16 protein-coding genes are annotated in these 16,633 nt (G+C 46.7%); 8 read left to right on the top strand and 8 right to left on the bottom strand.

Annotation, left to right across the window (positions count from 1 at the left end):
- Window positions 1-10: 10 nt before the first annotated feature.
- A complete protein-coding gene (locus B2739_RS13940) occupies window positions 11-1,036 on the top strand; it encodes a DUF4340 domain-containing protein (protein WP_331346459.1) in 1,026 nt (341 codons plus the stop codon).
- 76 nt (window positions 1,037-1,112) lie between these two features.
- Here B2739_RS13940 and B2739_RS13945 read toward each other — a convergent pair whose 3' ends face one another.
- The 8 genes from B2739_RS13945 to uxuA all read right to left on the bottom strand — a co-directional run bounded on the left by B2739_RS13945 (window position 1,113) and on the right by uxuA (window position 10,179).
- Window positions 1,113-1,814, bottom strand: a complete 702-nt coding sequence (locus B2739_RS13945) for a YebC/PmpR family DNA-binding transcriptional regulator (protein WP_331346460.1) — start codon at window positions 1,812-1,814, stop codon at window positions 1,113-1,115.
- A gap of 101 nt (window positions 1,815-1,915) precedes the next feature.
- Window positions 1,916-2,947: a 2,3,4,5-tetrahydropyridine-2,6-dicarboxylate N-succinyltransferase gene (dapD, locus tag B2739_RS13950; RefSeq protein ID WP_331346461.1), complete on the bottom strand. Its 1,032-nt coding sequence runs from the start codon at window positions 2,945-2,947 to the stop codon at window positions 1,916-1,918.
- Between the two features lie 26 nt (window positions 2,948-2,973).
- On the bottom strand, window positions 2,974-3,315 hold the full coding sequence (locus B2739_RS13955) for an ArsC family reductase (RefSeq protein ID WP_331346462.1): 342 nt from the start codon (window positions 3,313-3,315) through the stop codon (window positions 2,974-2,976).
- Between the two features lie 4 nt (window positions 3,316-3,319).
- Window positions 3,320-3,991, bottom strand: a complete 672-nt coding sequence (gene nth, locus B2739_RS13960; RefSeq protein WP_331346463.1) for an endonuclease III — start codon at window positions 3,989-3,991, stop codon at window positions 3,320-3,322.
- 16 nt (window positions 3,992-4,007) lie between these two features.
- Window positions 4,008-5,207: a succinyldiaminopimelate transaminase gene (gene dapC, locus B2739_RS13965; RefSeq protein ID WP_331346464.1), complete on the bottom strand. Its 1,200-nt coding sequence runs from the start codon at window positions 5,205-5,207 to the stop codon at window positions 4,008-4,010.
- Between the two features lie 19 nt (window positions 5,208-5,226).
- Complete coding sequence (locus tag B2739_RS13970; protein WP_331346465.1) at window positions 5,227-8,037, bottom strand: [protein-PII] uridylyltransferase; 2,811 nt, start codon at window positions 8,035-8,037, stop codon at window positions 5,227-5,229.
- A 3-nt stretch (window positions 8,038-8,040) separates the two neighbouring features.
- Complete coding sequence (gene map, locus B2739_RS13975) at window positions 8,041-8,811, bottom strand: type I methionyl aminopeptidase (protein ID WP_331346466.1); 771 nt, start codon at window positions 8,809-8,811, stop codon at window positions 8,041-8,043.
- Between the two features lie 177 nt (window positions 8,812-8,988).
- Window positions 8,989-10,179 (bottom strand): mannonate dehydratase, encoded by a 1,191-nt coding sequence (gene uxuA, locus B2739_RS13980; protein ID WP_331346467.1) that lies wholly within the window; start codon window positions 10,177-10,179, stop codon window positions 8,989-8,991.
- Between the two features lie 342 nt (window positions 10,180-10,521).
- On the opposite strand from uxuA, the gene rpsB reads away from it, so the two are divergent.
- The 7 genes from rpsB (at window position 10,522) to ispC (ending at window position 16,629) form a co-directional block, all read left to right on the top strand.
- Window positions 10,522-11,259, top strand: coding sequence for a 30S ribosomal protein S2 (gene rpsB, locus B2739_RS13985; protein ID WP_331346468.1), 738 nt, complete (start codon window positions 10,522-10,524; stop codon window positions 11,257-11,259).
- Window positions 11,260-11,386: 127 nt separating this feature from the next.
- A complete protein-coding gene (gene tsf, locus B2739_RS13990; RefSeq protein WP_331346469.1) occupies window positions 11,387-12,256 on the top strand; it encodes a translation elongation factor Ts in 870 nt (289 codons plus the stop codon).
- A gap of 151 nt (window positions 12,257-12,407) precedes the next feature.
- Complete coding sequence (gene pyrH / locus B2739_RS13995) at window positions 12,408-13,142, top strand: UMP kinase (protein WP_039911917.1); 735 nt, start codon at window positions 12,408-12,410, stop codon at window positions 13,140-13,142.
- Window positions 13,139-13,696, top strand: a complete 558-nt coding sequence (gene frr, locus B2739_RS14000) for a ribosome recycling factor (protein ID WP_331346470.1) — start codon at window positions 13,139-13,141, stop codon at window positions 13,694-13,696. The genes pyrH and frr overlap by 4 nt, the downstream gene beginning before the upstream one ends.
- 142 nt (window positions 13,697-13,838) lie before the next feature.
- Window positions 13,839-14,579, top strand: coding sequence for a polyprenyl diphosphate synthase (gene uppS, locus B2739_RS14005; RefSeq protein ID WP_414633233.1), 741 nt, complete (start codon window positions 13,839-13,841; stop codon window positions 14,577-14,579).
- The gene (locus B2739_RS14010; protein ID WP_331346472.1) at window positions 14,572-15,426 is read left to right on the top strand and encodes a phosphatidate cytidylyltransferase; all 855 of its coding nucleotides are present in this window, start codon (window positions 14,572-14,574) and stop codon (window positions 15,424-15,426) included. The genes uppS and B2739_RS14010 overlap by 8 nt, the downstream gene beginning before the upstream one ends.
- Before the next feature lie 3 nt (window positions 15,427-15,429).
- The gene (gene ispC, locus B2739_RS14015; RefSeq protein WP_331346473.1) at window positions 15,430-16,629 is read left to right on the top strand and encodes a 1-deoxy-D-xylulose-5-phosphate reductoisomerase; all 1,200 of its coding nucleotides are present in this window, start codon (window positions 15,430-15,432) and stop codon (window positions 16,627-16,629) included.
- Window positions 16,630-16,633 lie beyond the last annotated feature (4 nt).

Here is a 16,633-nt window from a genome sequence, read left to right on the forward strand (position 1 = left end):
GGCTTATGAAATGAACCAATCAGTGACTATTGATGTGAACAAAGCAACGGCGGTGACTGTTTCGTCTCCTGTAAAAATATGGCAGCAGCGACTGACATTAATCCTGTTCGTCCAATTGCTGCTTATTGTGGGAATATTTGCCTACAAAAAAAATACTCAACTGAATGTCGATGCCCAGCCATTGCTGGGCACGGCGATCAGTGAAGTTGATCGTATTATCATTCGCGATGCCAATAGCAGTGTCGTGCTGCAAAAATCAGCATCTGGCTGGCAATTGCCAGAGTTGCAACAGTTGCCTGTTGACCAACAAAAATTGGACGACATTCTGCAAAAACTGGAAGGCACTAAACTCACCTGGCCGGTGACAACGACACCTGTGAGCCATGAGCGATTTGAAGTGACTGACAATAAATTCCAGCGTCGTATTGAACTCTTCATAGGGGATACCAAAAAAGCGGATATTTTATTGGGCAGCAGCCCTGGCTTCAAAAAAGTGCATCTGCGTAAAGAGAGTGACGATAACGTTTACGCCGTTGAGCTAACCACATTTGAGTTTGCGACTAATGCAACAGAGTGGCTGCAAAAAAGTTTACTCGCGGTTAAAGATCCAACCATGATTAAAGCGGCAGATTATCATCTGCAAAAAAATGGTGATCAGTGGAGTTTTGTCGTGCCTGCAGATTCTACTTCAGAGAAAATCGCAGCAGAAAAACTCAATGAGCTGACCAATGCTGTGGCTAATTTGCAAATACAAACGGCGGAAGTACAGGCTCCGGAAGGCGGAGAGAGAACGACTATCGTGGTGGCCTCATCCGCAGGAGAGTTCACATTTGAGTTTGTAAAAGCAGGTGACGCTTTTTTTGTGAAACGTAACGACAATAATCGCTACTTCAAAATCAGCCAATATGAGTACGAGCGAATTGCGAATATTAAAAAAGCGGCATTGGTAGATAGCACACCAGAGGTCTCAGGTGTGCCTGATGCTTCTGATCCGGTTGCGGATATGACATCGCTTGATAAAGTGTTGAAAAAATAATATGTCCTGGAGAAAATGACAGGATGCGTAACAAAAAAGGGCGCCACTGCGGCGCCCTTTTTGAATACCGGCAGGATTAGCCTGCTAATCCCACATAAACCTCATGCACGTCGTCATCGTTATCGATTGCAGCGAGGAAGGTTTCCACTTCTTCCAACGCCTCGGCTGATAAGCTCACAGGGTTTTTTGGTTTATAACCGAGTTTTGCAGAAACTACGGTGAAGCCTTGGTCGGGCAGGGCTTTTTGCACCAAATCCAAATCGGTTAAGTCGGTATAAAAAGTGACGGTACCATCATTATCCAATTCAAAATCTTGCGCGCCGGCTTCAATCGCCGCCATTTCCGCATCCGCATCTGCGTTGGCTGCTGTGGCTTCGATAATCCCCAGGTGATCAAAATCCCAAGATACAGAACCTGAAGTGCCCAGTTGGCCTTTGCGGAATAAGCCGCGAATGTTAGAGATGGTGCGATTAACGTTGTCGGTAAGGCATTCAACGATCACAGGCACTTGATGTGGTGCGTAACCTTCGTAAACGACTTTTTCATAGCTTGCTGCACCGTCTAGTTGACCCGAACCTTTTTTAATGGCTCGTTCAAGCGTCTCACGGGTCATTGACGCTTTCTTGGCTTGCACAATGGCCAAACGCAAGCGTGGATTCATATCCGGGTCTGCACCTGAACGTGCAGCAATCATAATTTCTTTGGTGAGCTTGGTAAAAATTTTACCTTTTGCGCTCGCCGCTTCTTCTTTATGTTTGGCTTTCCACTGTGCGCCCATGATTATCGCCTCTGTGATGCACATCAGGATGTGCATGGTTATTAATATGTTTTGGTTAAAGCGGGCGTAACCGCTACGCCCTTATAAAAATCAACAAACAATTAATTCGCGTGCAACGCGGTGTTTAATTGCAATGCGCTTTTATTGGTAACAACTTCTACGCGACCAGTGATGGAATTGCGACGGAAAACCAAATCCGATACACCGGCAAGTTCACGTGCCTTGAGTGTTTTCACTTCGTTGCCTGCTTCGTCCAACACAACGACTTTGGTTCCAGCAGTGACGTAGAGGCCAGATTCTACTTTGCAGCGATCGCCCAATGGAATACCAATGCCAGCGTTAGCGCCGATCAGGGATTCTTTGCCCACGGAGATAACAATATTTCCACCGCCCGAGAGCGTGCCCATTGTCGAACTGCCGCCGCCCAAGTCTGAACCTGCACCGACAAATACACCGGCAGAGATGCGCCCTTCAATCATTGCCGGGCCTTCAGTGCCTGCATTAAAGTTAACAAAACCTTCATGCATGATGGTGGTACCTTCGCCCAGATATGCACCCAAGCGCACGCGTGCCGTGTGCGCAACACGCACGCCTTTAGGGACGACGTAGTTGGTCATTTTGGGGAATTTATCGACGCAAGATACTTCCAGTTCTTCGCCATTTAGGCGTGCTTGTAATTGGCGGGCAGGTAATTCGTTTACATCGATGGCACCCTGATTTGTCCAGGCCACATTGGGTAACACACCAAAAATGCCTGCGAGCACAGTGTTGTGTGGTTTTACCAGACGGTGCGATAACAAATGTAATTTTAAATAACCTTCTGGTACAGACGCAGGATTAGTGTCAGTTGCCAGCAGGGTTGCTACCAGAGGGCGCTTGCTATTGGTCAATGCTTTAGCAATTTCAGCGTGTTCAGCATCGCCCGCAATCGTTAACGCCTGGGCGATTTCGCTTGCTTGATTATTGCTAATGGCAATTGCCTGATTGCCGTCACTGTAACCTACGATATTGGCGACAGCACGGACACTAGCCTCAGATGGTGCGAGTATCGGTTTTGCATAAAATACTTCGAGCCATTCGCCTTTTGCGTTTTGTGTACCAATACCTAAACCGAGTGCATAAAGTTGAGTCATGATCATTCCTGCTTTATTTCAAAAAATTAATTAAAAAGGGTGCGGTATTCTGTTTCTTTGAAGCCGACATACTGTTGTTTGCCGGTATCCAGTAATGGGCGTTTTATCAAGGTTGGATGCGCGAGAATTATATTGACTGCATTTGCAGCAAATTGTTGTTTGGTCGCATCATCCAGTTCTTTCCAGGTAGTGCTGCGTTTATTGACGAGCGTTTCCAACCCTAATGCATCGATCCAGCTTTTAATTTGTTGTGGTTCCAATCCGTCTGCGCGAAAGTCATGGAATTGATAGGCGATAGTATTTTGTTCAAGCCAGGTGCGGGCTTTTTTTACGGTATCGCAATTTTTAATGCCGTAGAGCGTAATCATAATATTAAGGCTTCAATACAATTTTGGGTTTTTTGCGGTTTGGATAACAGGTTCTGCATATTTCGCAAACAGTTCCATCGCATCCGCGCGCCGAACAATATTCACGGCCGTAATAAATAATTTGCAGATGCAATGCATTCCAACTGGACATTGGAAACAGCCGTTTCAAATCTTTTTCCGTCTGTACCACGTTTTTGCCATTGGTCAGACCCCAGCGCTGCGCAAGCCGATGGATATGTGTGTCAACCGGAAATGCGGGATGACCGAACCCCTGGCTCATCACTACGCTCGCGGTTTTGTGACCTACGCCCGGCAGTCGCTCTAGTGCATCCCAATCTTCCGGAACTTGCCCGCCATGTTCCTCTACCAGCATACGTGATAACACAGAAATTGCTTTTGACTTTTGTGGCGACAATCCGCAAGGGCGAATAATTTCCTGAATTTTTTCTACCGGTACTTTTGCCATGTCGTAAGGATTGTCAGCCAGTGCAAAAAGTGCAGGGGTAACGGTATTTACCCGCTCGTCCGTACATTGTGCTGACAACAGCACCGCGATGAGCAGGGTGTATGCATCTTTATGCTGCAACGGAATCGGTGGTTGCGGATAAAGCGCCTGTAACTTTTGCAAAATAAAGTCTACACGCTCAGCTTTGGATAAATTTTTTATTGCATCCATAGACTGCGCCAAATAATTACAGTGATTTCAAAAATTGTTTAATCCGTTGCGCTGCTTCAATGCATTCGGCTAACGGCGCTACTAGTGCCATACGCACATAATCTTCGCCCGGATTAATTCCTTGTGTTTCGCGCGCTAAAAAGCTACCGGGCAATACGGTTACTTTTTGCTGTGCAAATAATTGTTGTGCAAACATCTCACCCTTGATTGGTGTTTTAGGCCAGAGATAAAAACTTGCGTCTGGCTTTGTTACATCCAATGCACCATCCAGTATTTCCAAGACAGCATCAAACTTCTGGCGATAAGCTTCACGGTTCTCGATCACATGGTTTTCATCTTGCCAGGCAGCAATGCTGGCAAGCTGTGTTGGCACAGGCATAGCGCAACCATGGTAGGTGCGATATAGCAAAAATTTTTCCAGAATTATGGCGTCGCCACCGGCAAAGCCGGAGCGCAATCCGGGCAAGTTTGAACGTTTGGATAAACTATGAAAAACCACGCAGCGGGCAAAGTCATTGCGCCCTAATTCTGCGCAAGCTTGTAACAAACCCACTGGGGGATTTTTTTCATCAAAGTAAAGCTCGGAATAGCACTCATCAGATGCGATGACAAAATCATATTGGTCTGCGAGAGCAATCAGCTCTTTTAGCTGGGCTGTGTTCATAACTGCGCCCGTCGGGTTTCCGGGAGAGCAGATAAATAATAATTGGCAGCGCTCCCATACAGCGGCCGGAACGGATGCAAAATCAGGAACAAAATTATTATCGGGCGTGCAATTCAAAAAGTAGGGTTCAGCACCGGATAAAAGTGCCGCACCTTCATATATTTGATAAAACGGGTTAGGCGACACAATCAGCGCATCCGGTTTGCGGCGGTCAATCACCGCTTGCGCAAATGCAAATAATGCTTCGCGTGTACCATTGACAGGTAATACATGACGTTCAGCTGTAAATGAACCTGACTGTAATTGAAAGCGTGTACTTGCCCAATTGGCGATGGCCTCGCGTAATTCCGGTAAACCTTTTGTTGTCGGATAATTGGACAGTTTATCGAGGTTTTTTACCAGCGCATCCAGAACAAATACAGGTGGTTGATGCTTGGGTTCGCCAATCGACAGCATGATGTCTTTTATATCAGCCGGGGCAGAAACGGCTGCTTTGAGTGCGGCTAGCTTTTCAAACGGGTAGGGGTGTAAGCGGTCAAGATCCGGATTCATAATCGTATATCAGTAAGAATTAATGTTTATCGACACGTTTGTCTAATTGCTCGCGGATTTCTTGTTGAAGTTTTCCGCAAAGATCGGGATCGCTTAAAGGCTTTCCATCACTATCAACAATGAAAAATATATCTTCTACTCGCTCTCCAAGTGTTGTAATTTTTGCATTCAACAATTGAATATCGAAATCCATGAAAATCCGCCCGATACACGCCAGAAGACCAGGTCGGTCAGGGCTGGTCACCTCTAATACGCTGCAGTTGCGGATCATATCGGTGTTGAGTGAAGTGCGGGTAGGCGATGCAAAGTATTTGAGTCGGCGCGGAGTGCGGCGGCCAATGACTTCGCGATAGTTGTCATTAACCAGACTCAGTTCATCAATCAGTGCTTGCTGGATTTTTTTGAGCAGCGTTGCATTGTTGCCCAGTTGTTCACCATTTTCATTGAGCACAAAAAAGGTATCGATGGTGTAGCCTGCTTTAGAGCTGTAAATTTTCGCATCCTGAATATTCAGGTTTAAATTGCTTAATGCCGTTACGGCTGCCACAAATACATTCTTTTGGTTTTTGCTATAAATAAAAATCTGGGTTGCACCGGCAAGTTCTTTGTTAGTGGTTTTCTTGATGAGTACCAGTGGCTTGTCGTCAGTACGTGCGGCAATGGCTTGTGTGTGCCATGTAATATCCACGAAGCTTTCACGCAGGAAATAATCATCACCCATGTCGCCCCACAGGGCGAGTACTTGTTCTTTGTTTAAACCTTTGCGCGCAAGTTTGCGAATGGCAGCTTGTTGGGTTTCTTCTATTAAGTCTTGTTTATCGACATTATTTTCCAGGCCGCGACGCAATGCGCGGCGGGTATCCAAATACAAATTGCGCATCAAGCTGGCGCGCCAGGTATTCCATAATTCTTTGTTAGTGCCGTTAATATCTGCCACGGTTAAACAATACAAATAATCCAGATGCAATTGATCGCCAACTGCCAAGGCAAAATTATGGATCACCTCGGGGTCGGAGATATCTTGCTTCTGTGATACTTGTGACATCAGTAGATGTTTTTCAACCAGCCAGCAGATCAGGCGTGTTTCGCGTGGTGAAATGCCGTGGCGTACGCAGAATTCTTCCGCATCTACAGCGCCTAGTGTGGAATGGTCTCCACCGCGGCCTTTACCGATATCGTGATATAAACCAGCGATGTAAAGCAGTTCCAGTTTTGGCAACCGGTTCATAATAGTGGCTGCAACGGGAAAATCATCTTTTGCAGATGGCAGCAAAAAGTTACACATGTTTTGCACTACTTTTAATGTGTGTGCATCCACCGTGTAAATGTGAAATAAATCGTGCTGCATTTGTCCTGTTACTTGGCCGAACTCGGGTAGATATAGGCCGAGAATACCATAGCGCGACATGCGCTTTAGTTGTTCTACTAATCCTGCTGGTTGTTGTAATAATTTAATAAACAACTGGGTGTTTTTAGGATTGTTTCGGAAGTTGTCATCGATTAAATGGCGGCTTTCACGAATCCAGCGAATAGTGGATGCTCGCACGCCTTGTATATCCGGGTTTTGTGCCATGAGCACAAACATTTCCAGCAGTGCTGAAGGATTTTCTTCGAAAACATAAGTGTGGGTTGCTTCAATAAAATTATCACGCAATTGAAAGCGTTCATTGAGTGATACCACACTTTTGGTTTTACCTTTTTGTAAAATCACTTCAGACAGGAATTGCAAAACTACATCATTCAATTCGCGCAGTGCCAATACCGTACGGTAATATTTGTGCATGAACTGTTCTACAGCAAGACCTTCATGGCCATCTACATAACCGAAGGATTTTGCAATTTCGCGTTGGTAGTCAAACAATAATCTTTCTTCAGGGCGCTTTGCAGTCATGTGTAATGCATAACGTATGCGCCATAAATATTCTTCACCATAATTAAGTAAGGAATATTCTTCGTCAGTAAAAAACCCCTTACCTTCCAATTGTTTTAAGGTGCGCACACCGAAGTAGCGTTTGGTGACCCAATTAATCGTTTGGATATCACGCAATCCACCCGGTGCATTTTTGATATTAGGTTCAAGGTTGTACTCGGTGTCGTTATATTTTTTATGACGATCTAATTGCTCCTGATATTTCGCGCGGAAAAACTCCTCGATTGGCCAGATTTTATCAGGGCTGGATGCTTCCAGTAATTCGTGGCGTAGTGTTGGGTCACCTATCAGGGTGCGCGACTCCATAATGTTGGTCGCAACTGTAATGTCGGTGCGTGCAATTTCAATTGTTTGTTCGACAGTGCGCACGCTGCTGCCAATCTCAAGACCTATATCCCATAAAAGGGTTAGAAATTTTTCGATGTTATCTTTGCAGCGCTCAAATACCTCGGGTCGATGCAGAATTAATAAATCAATGTCAGATGCTGGATGCAGCTCTCCGCGACCATAGCCGCCCACTGCTTCAAGGCTGATACTGTCTGGCCACTCGAACTGGTGCCATGCGTAATGTAAAACGCAATCGATAAATAATGCGCGCTCATACACCAGTGCGCGTATATCTTCGCCTTCAATAAAGCGACGATTTGCTTGCGTTCCTGCGGCGTTAATGGCGTCTTTAAAAACAGTGATAATCGGTTGTTCGTTTAATGCGCGACGAAAACGGCTTTGGTCGAAGAAAAAAAGTGGCCGTTCAAAGTAGGGAATCACTTTGGGTTCTGTGGGGGTTTGGGTTGTCTGGATGACATCGCTTTCTTGCGGCGGGTAGTTAGAATTTGTTGTGGTGTTTTCAATTTGCGCGGGTTTATTGAAAACCCGCGAAAAAAAATTAGATAGGCTCATCGATTAAAAAACTTCGCCAGTACGAGCAGTTAATACCTCCACACCATCTTTAGTCACCACCATGGTGTGCTCCCATTGTGCGGAAAGCCGGCCATCTTTTGTTTCTACTGTCCAGCCGTCACTTTTTAGTTTGGTTTGTGGTTTGCCTGCGTTGATCATCGGCTCGATGGTGAAGGCCATTCCTTCTTTTAACTCCATGCCCGTACCGGGACGGCCGTAGTGAAGGATTTGTGGATCTTCGTGGAATACTTTACCAATACCATGACCACAGTATTCACGTACCACGGAATAATAATTGCCTTCTGCATGTTGTTGTATAACGTGGCCAATATCGCCTAATCGGCATCCTGGCTTCACCAGTTTGATCGCCTTATACATGCATTCCTGTGTGATATTTACCAATCGTTCTGCATGCGGTGCTGGGGTTCCAACAAAATACATGGCACTTGTGTCGCCGTGGTAGCCCTCGTAAATCACAGTGACATCGATATTGATAATGTCACCCGCTTTCAACACTTTTTTGTCAGAGGGAATGCCGTGGCATACGACCTGATTGACTGAAGTGCAAATCGACTTTGGAAATCCGCGGTATCCCAAACAGGCGGGAATGGCTTTTTGCACATTCACAATGTGGTCGTGGCAAATTTTATCCAGTTCAGCTGTTGTGACGCCTGGCTGGACATATTGGCCAATCATTTCCAGTACTTCGGCTGCCATGCGGCCAGCAACACGCATTTTTTCGATTTCTTCAGGGGTTTTAATGATAACTGACATGAGTTCAGGCGATCTCGGGGGTGATTAAAAAGATGCCGTATTCTAAACGATTCCGGGCTAATTTGCCCAAGGTCATCCTTAATCGTGTCGATTGAAAAGTCGATGCCTTATAAAACTGCAAGATAAAGAAGGGCTATCAGGGGCCCTTCTTATATGAGGAGAGGTTGGGGGAGGTTATCAGGCTGAGCGGCGACGCAAGCTTGTCAAGGCATGAATTACGCCGCGCAATTCTGCCAGGCCTTTCATCCGCCCAGCATATGAATAGCCGGGATTGATGCCCGTTTTTCCGATTTCGTCGCCCATCAAATGGCCGTGATCTGGTCTCATTGCGATTGGAGGCAGCTCAATCCCTGCCTTTTTGCGTCTATCTTCTTCATCCAGCAATGCCTCGATCAGGCCAACCATGTCATTGTCGCCATCAAGATGGTCGGATTCGAAGAAGGAGCCATCCTCTTCCCGTTTGATATTGCGTAAATGAACGAAATAGATGCGATCACCAAATTCGCGTGCCATTGCTACTAAATCGTTATCGCAGCGTGCACCGTAGGAGCCGGCACATAGTGTCAAACCGTTAGAGGGGCTGGGAACTGCATTGAGCAAGGCGCGCGCGTCATCAGCGGTGGAGACGACACGAGGTAAACCAAATAGGGAAAAAGGTGGATCATCAGGATGGATCGCCATGCGCACACCGGCTTCTTCTGCTACTGGAATTACCTCGTTCAGAAAGGCAAATAAGTTGGCGCGCATGCCTTCATCACCCATTTTAATAAACAGGTCGATGGCGGCTCGAATGCCTTCGCGATCGTAAGAGCCTTCGCCGCCAGGAAGACCGGCGATGATGTTTTTTTCTAGCAGGGTTTTTTCTTCTGCAGTCATTGCGTCCAGACGTGCTTTGGCTTTGGCGAGTACGTCGGGGTGATAAGACTCTTCGGCACCGGGGCGCTGCAGTATATAAGCGTCATAAGCGGCAAAGTCGCTCATCTCAAAGCGCAGGGCGCGGGCATTATTAGGAAGTGTGTAGTTGAGATTAGTGCGGGTCCAATCAACAACAGGCATAAAGTTGTAACACACATCGCGGACACCCGCGGCACCTACGTTGCGCAGGGATTCCTTGTAGTTGTCGATGTATTGCTGGAAATTTCCGGTACGGGTTTTGATGTCGTTATGAAGAGGGATGCTCTCTATCACAGCCCACTCAAGCCCATGATCTTCAATGAGTTTTTTACGCTCCAATATATCTGCCATAGGCCAGGTAGCGCCGGTGGGAATGTGATGTAGTGAAGTAACTATTCCGGTAGCACCTGCTTGGGCGATGCTCTGCAGGCTGACTGTGTCTTTGGGGCCAAACCAGCGCCAGGTTTCTTTCATGATGGGATCTCTGGGTTTTTGATGAAGAATTCTACTAGTATACAAGTCCGATGTGAGGCGGCCTAGTGGCTAATCAGTTCCTTACAGTCCCTTCCGGCAGTCAATTTCGGCTTCCTATTTACTTTTCGGTATATTATGTCGCTCGCTTGTGGTATAAAGCGCGCCTCATTTTTCGGCGATGAGTCATTTCTGCCAGAAAAATCGGGAATTCAATAGCTATTTAACTTAACAAACGTCACACATATATCGACACGCAAAACCTGGGTGCCTAATGGTCGCGATAGCGAACATGCTGGTTGGTGAGCGGGATGTATGGAGGCCTAACCCAGTAGGAATACTAAAATGCCACAAGTAAGCATGCGCGACATGTTGTCTGCCGGTGTCCACTTCGGTCACCAAACCCGTTACTGGAACCCAAAGATGGGCAAATACATCTTCGGTGCGCGTAACAAGATCCATATCATTAACCTTGAGCACACTGTTCCTGCATTTAACGAAGCTTTGGCTTTGGTGCAGCAAATGGCGTCGCAAAAGAAAAAAATTCTGTTTGTTGGTACCAAGCGCGCTGCGCAAAAGACCATCAAAGAACAAGCTGAACGCGCTGGTCAGCCATTCGTAAGTCATCGTTGGTTGGGCGGTATGCTCACTAACTACAAAACCATCCGTGCTTCGATCCGTCGTTTGTCTGATCTGACTGCCCAGAGCCAAGATGGTACCTTCCTTAAGCTGACCAAAAAAGAAGCTCTGATGCGTACCCGCGATATGGAAAAGCTGGAGCGTTCAATTGGCGGTATCAAGAACATCGCTGGTTTGCCTGATGCAATGTTTGTAATTGACGTTGACCATGAGCGTATTGCTATTCAAGAAGCTAACAAATTAGGGATTCCTGTAATTGGTATCGTTGACACCAATAGCAACCCTGAAGGCGTTGACTACGTAATCCCCGGTAATGATGACGCTATCCGTGCAATCAAATTGTACGTAAGTGCTATCGCTGATGCGTGCCTTGAAGGCTCCAAGTCTGCTTCATCTGTACCAAACAAAGATGAGTATGTTGCTGCAGAAGGTGCTGCTGAATAATTTCAATGGCTGCAGTTATCAAATGACATATAGCCCTGCTAGCGTTGTTCGCAGGGTTGTCGGAAGAGGGGGCTAGGCCCCCTTTTTTCAAACTGAATTCGAACACTTTTATTTTGAGGAATTAACCATGAGCGCTGTTACTCCTGCACTGGTAAAAGAACTGCGTGACCGCACTGGTCTTGGCATGATGGAATGTAAAAAAGCCTTGGGCGAAGCCAATGGCGATATCGAACTGGCGATTGAAAACCTGCGTAAAGTATCTGGTTTGAAAGCGGCTAAAAAAGAAAGTCGCACTGCGGCTGACGGTGTTGTTGCCGTTAAAGTAGCTGCTGATAACAGCTACGGTATTGCGGTTGAAGTTAACTCTGAAACTGACTTCGTTGCTCGCGATGCTGGCTTCCTGGCGTTCGTGAATAGCGTATTGGAAAAAGCATTCACCACCAAGCAAACTGATGTTGCTGCTGTTATGGTGGGTGAGTTGGAAGCGGCTCGTGAAGCGCTAGTGCAAAAGATTGGCGAAAAAATCAGTGTTCGTCGCATTAGTTTGGTAGAGGGTGGCGTTGTCGGTGGTTATCTGCACCTGAACAATCGCATTGCGGTATTGGTGCAGTTGGAAGGTGGTAGCGAAGAAGTTGCTAAGGATATCGCTATGCACGTAGCAGCAGTTAACCCAACTGTAGTCAGCTCTGATCAAATGCCGGCTGATGTTGTAGAAAAAGAAAAAGAAATTATCCGTGCTCAGCCTGACATGGCAGGTAAGCCAGCTGAGATCGTTGAGAAGATGATTGTTGGTCGTATCAGCAAGTTCCTTAAAGAGGCTAGCTTGGTTGATCAACCTTTCGTTAAGAATCCAGAGCAAACTGTTGCGCAATTCGCTAAAGCGGGTGGTGCAACTGTGAAGAGCTTTGTGCGCTTGGAAGTGGGCGAAGGTATTGAAGTTGCTGTTGTGGACTTTGCTGCTGAAGTTGCTGCCCAGGTAGCAGCTGCCAAGGCGTAAGCTTGGGTGCCACAAGTGTGGCATCGCAGCAGTGAAAAAGAGGCCGGGTGGCGACACCCGGCCTCTTTTTTTCTGTTACACTGCACCGATTTTTTTGACCCCCCGGTGTGGGCGGGTGTTGATAGCTAACTCATTGTTTTGGAGAGCATTTATGTCCAGCCCAAGGGATAAAAAGTACAAGCGTATTTTATTGAAGCTCAGCGGTGAAGAGCTAATGGGAACCGAAGGATTTGGTATTGACCCTAAAGTGCTCGATAAGATGGCACTGGAGATTGGTCAATTAGTGGGTATAGGTGTTCAGGTCGGTTTGGTGATTGGTGGCGGCAACCTGTTTCGCGGTGCTGCGCTCAGTGCGGCTGGGCTTGATCGTGTGACTGGCGACCATATGGGGATGCTGGCAACGGTAATGAATGCTCTGGCGATGCGTGATGCGCTTGAGCGATCTAATATTTCTTCGCGTGTGATGTCAGCGATCCCTATGAGTGGTGTGGTTGAACACTATGATCGTCGCCGTGCAGTGCGCTTTCTTAACTCTGGCGAAGTTGTCATTTTCTCTGCTGGTACTGGCAACCCATTTTTCACTACTGACTCCGCTGCCTGTCTGCGTGGAATTGAAGTGGATGCAGATATAGTACTGAAGGCTACCAAGGTGGATGGTGTTTATTCCGCAGATCCGAAAAAAGACCCAACGGCGACAAAGTACGACCGGTTGTCTTACGATGAAGTGCTTGATAAAAAGTTGGGAGTGATGGATTTGACTGCGATTTGTCTGTGTCGTGAACACGATATGCCTGTACGTGTTTTCCGCATGAATAAAACAGGTGCATTATTGAATATTGTTGTGGGTAGCAACGAAGGTACTTTGATTGAAGAGGATAAATCATGATTAATGACATCAAAAAAGATGCTGAAGCACGCATGAAAAAGGCGATTGAAGTGTTGGGTAATAACTTCAACAAAATTCGCACGGGCCGTGCTCACCCAAGTCTGTTAGATGGCATCACTGTAGATTATTACGGCACTCAGACCCCATTGAGCCAAGTTGCCAACATCAATATCGAAGATGCGCGTACTTTGTCAATCAGCCCTTGGGAGCGCAATTTGGTTCCGGCGATTGAAAAAGCGATTATGAAGTCGGATTTGGGTTTGAATCCCTCAACAACCAATGGTTTGATTCGTATCCCATTGCCGATGCTTACTGAAGAAACTCGTAAAAATTTCATCAAACAAGCTCGTGCAGAAGCAGAAAACGGCCGTGTTGCGGTGCGCAATGTGCGTCGTGATGTATTGGGTGATGTAAAAGCGTTATTAAAAGATAAAGCGATTGGCGAAGATGACGATCGTCGAGCACAAGACGATATTCAAAAAATCACTGACAAATACATTGCTGAAGTTGATAAGGCTTTGGCTGCAAAAGAAACAGATTTGATGGCTATTTAATCTGCCTCTTTATCCGGCTTGGTATTGCCAGGCCGGGTGTTCTTACTTGTTATCACAATAACTGCATTGCAAAAAAACAGTATTACAAAAATGTAGAAAAACAGGCTGATGCTTGTTGATAACTTCAGCCTGTCGTTGGGAGATGCGCGTGACTGACAATATCCTTCGCCATGTGGCGATTATTATGGATGGCAACAATCGCTGGGCCAAGCAGCGCGGAATGGCTGGTGTATCTGGCCATAAAGTGGGTGTTGAGCGTATCCGCGATGTTATGTCGGCATGTCAGGATTTAGGTATAGAAGTGTTGACTGTTTTTGCTTTCAGCAGTGAAAACTGGCGTCGCCCACCCGTCGAAGTGGAAGCTTTGATGTCATTGTTTTTGCTATACCTCAAAAATGAAGCTAAAGCCCTCAAGAAAAAAGGTGTTGCCTTAAGGGTGATTGGCAACCGTGAGCGCTTCACTCCCTCAATTCAAAAAGCGATTGATGACGCTGAAGAGCTGACCCGCGGTGGTAAAACTACCTTGGTTATTGCGGCTGATTATGGTGGCCGTTGGGACATAGCACAGGCAACAAAAAAAGTGACACAGCAAGTTTTGAATGGTCAATTGGCATTGTCAGACATTAACGAGAATGCACTTCATCAACATACGTGTCTTGCTGATTTGCCGCCACTGGATTTGTTGATTCGCACTGGCGGTGAGATTCGAATTAGCAATTTTTTATTATGGCAATGTGCTTATGCCGAATTATTTTTTAGCGATAAGCTCTGGCCTGACTTTGATGGCGAAGAACTTAAAAAAGCAGCAATGAGTTTTAATGATCGTCAGCGTCGCTTTGGGATGACAGGTGATCAAATCGATGCGGGGGCTCTTAATGCTTAGACAGCGTGTCATCACCGCATTGATACTCACAGCTATTTTTCTGGCTGCTTTGTTTGTATTGCCTGCAGGGTATTTCTCTTTTTTCATAGGCGCAGTCTTATTAATTGGCGCTTGGGAGTGGGCTCGTTTATCGGGACTTACGGCTATCTGGCAGCGTCTTCTGTACTCCGTTGTGCTATTGATGTTGCTAATTGGAGTTGCAGCTTATTTTGGTTTTGTCGGTGAGATTCGTCTGCGTCTTACTGATGATGCGATACGTAATTTATTGGTTGTTGGCTGCAGCTGGTGGGCGATAGCCTTACTTTTGGTGCAAGGTTATCCCAATAGCAGTTTGTTGTGGGGGCACCAGTTATTGCGCCTGATTATGGGGGTCTTGGTATTAATCCCGACTTGGGTGGCATTGGTATATGTTCGACAGTTGCCTGATGGTGCTTGGTTGGTGTTTCTTTTAATAGTTGTTGTGGCACTGGCTGACAGTGGTGGTTATTTCGTGGGGCGTCGTTTCGGAAAGCATAAATTGGCGCCAGCGGTAAGTCCCGGTAAAACATGGGAAGGGTTTGCAGGTGGGCTTCTTGCCAACTGTTTGTTGGCTTTGATGCTGGCGGTTGTATTGGATGTCGGATTGTTGTGGATTTTGTGTGTGATTCTGCCTGCCAGTTTGGTGTCTGTATTGGGTGATTTATTAGAAAGCATGGTCAAGCGTCATGCTGGTGTGAAAGATAGCGGTAATATCTTACCTGGTCATGGCGGTATTCTTGACCGTGTTGATGGAATCACAGCAAGTGCCCCCGTTTTTGCGCTGGCCTTGTTGGTGACAGGTGCTATTGCGCCTGGTGCAGGTAGTTGATTTATGCCAACCAATTTGCAACAAATCACTATCCTGGGGGCGACTGGGTCTATTGGCGTTAGTACGTTGGATGTGATTGCGCGACATCCGGATCGCTATCGGGTTTTTGCGCTGACTGCAGATCGTCGCTGGCAATTGTTGGCAACCCAATGTCTCACCTACAGACCCCGTTATGCAGTCTTAAGTGACCCTTTGGGTGCGCTGGAGTTGGAGCGCGAACTGCGTCGACAAGGTTGCGAAACCGAGGTGTTGCAAGGTGCTACTGCATTGGAGATGGTTGCTAGTCATGAAGATGTTGATACCGTCATGGCTGCAATCGTAGGTGCTGCGGGCTTGACCCCAACGTTGGCCGCTGTCAACGCGGGCAAAAAAGTATTGCTGGCAAATAAAGAAGCGCTGGTTATGGCGGGAGGGCTATTTACCCGCGCAGTAGCTGAGTGCGGAGCGGTGTTACTGCCGATTGATAGCGAGCACAATGCTATTTACCAATGTTTACCCAATCATCGCTCCGATTATCTTGCTGCTGGATTGGGTTCCAGTGGGGTGCGAAAAATCCTCTTGACTGCTTCGGGTGGTCCATTTCGTAATACACCTATTGAGGAGCTTTCGCGTGTTACCCCTGAGCAAGCGTGCGCCCATCCCAACTGGAGTATGGGGCAAAAAATTTCAGTTGATTCAGCGACCATGCTGAATAAAGGGTTGGAGTTGATAGAGGCTTGTTGGTTATTTAATACTCGCCCGCAACAAGTTGAGGTAGTTATTCATCCTCAAAGCGTCATCCACTCAATGGTAGAGTACATTGATGGCTCGGTTTTGGCGCAACTGGGAAATCCAGATATGCGCACACCTATTGCACATGCATTGGCATGGCCTGAACGAATTGAATCAGGTGTATCCAGTTTGGATTTGATCAATATTGCGCGCCTGGATTTTAGTGCCCCTGACTACGAACGATTCCCATGCCTGCGGATGGCGCAATCAGCGGCTGAAGTGTCAGGCACTGCGCCTGCATTACTTAATGCCTCGAATGAGGTCGCTGTCGCTGCATTTTTACAGCGTAAAATCCGCTTTGATCAAATAGCTGTGGTTATTGATCATGTGTTGTCGCGAATTGCTCCGAGTGAGCCGGAGTGCCTTGCGCAGATCCATAATGCTGATGCTGAGGCTCGCGCTCTTGCGCAGCAACTGATAGCAACCTGGTAATTAT

Source organism: Cellvibrio sp. UBA7661, assembly GCA_002483365.1.
Classification (GTDB): domain Bacteria; phylum Pseudomonadota; class Gammaproteobacteria; order Pseudomonadales; family Cellvibrionaceae; genus Cellvibrio.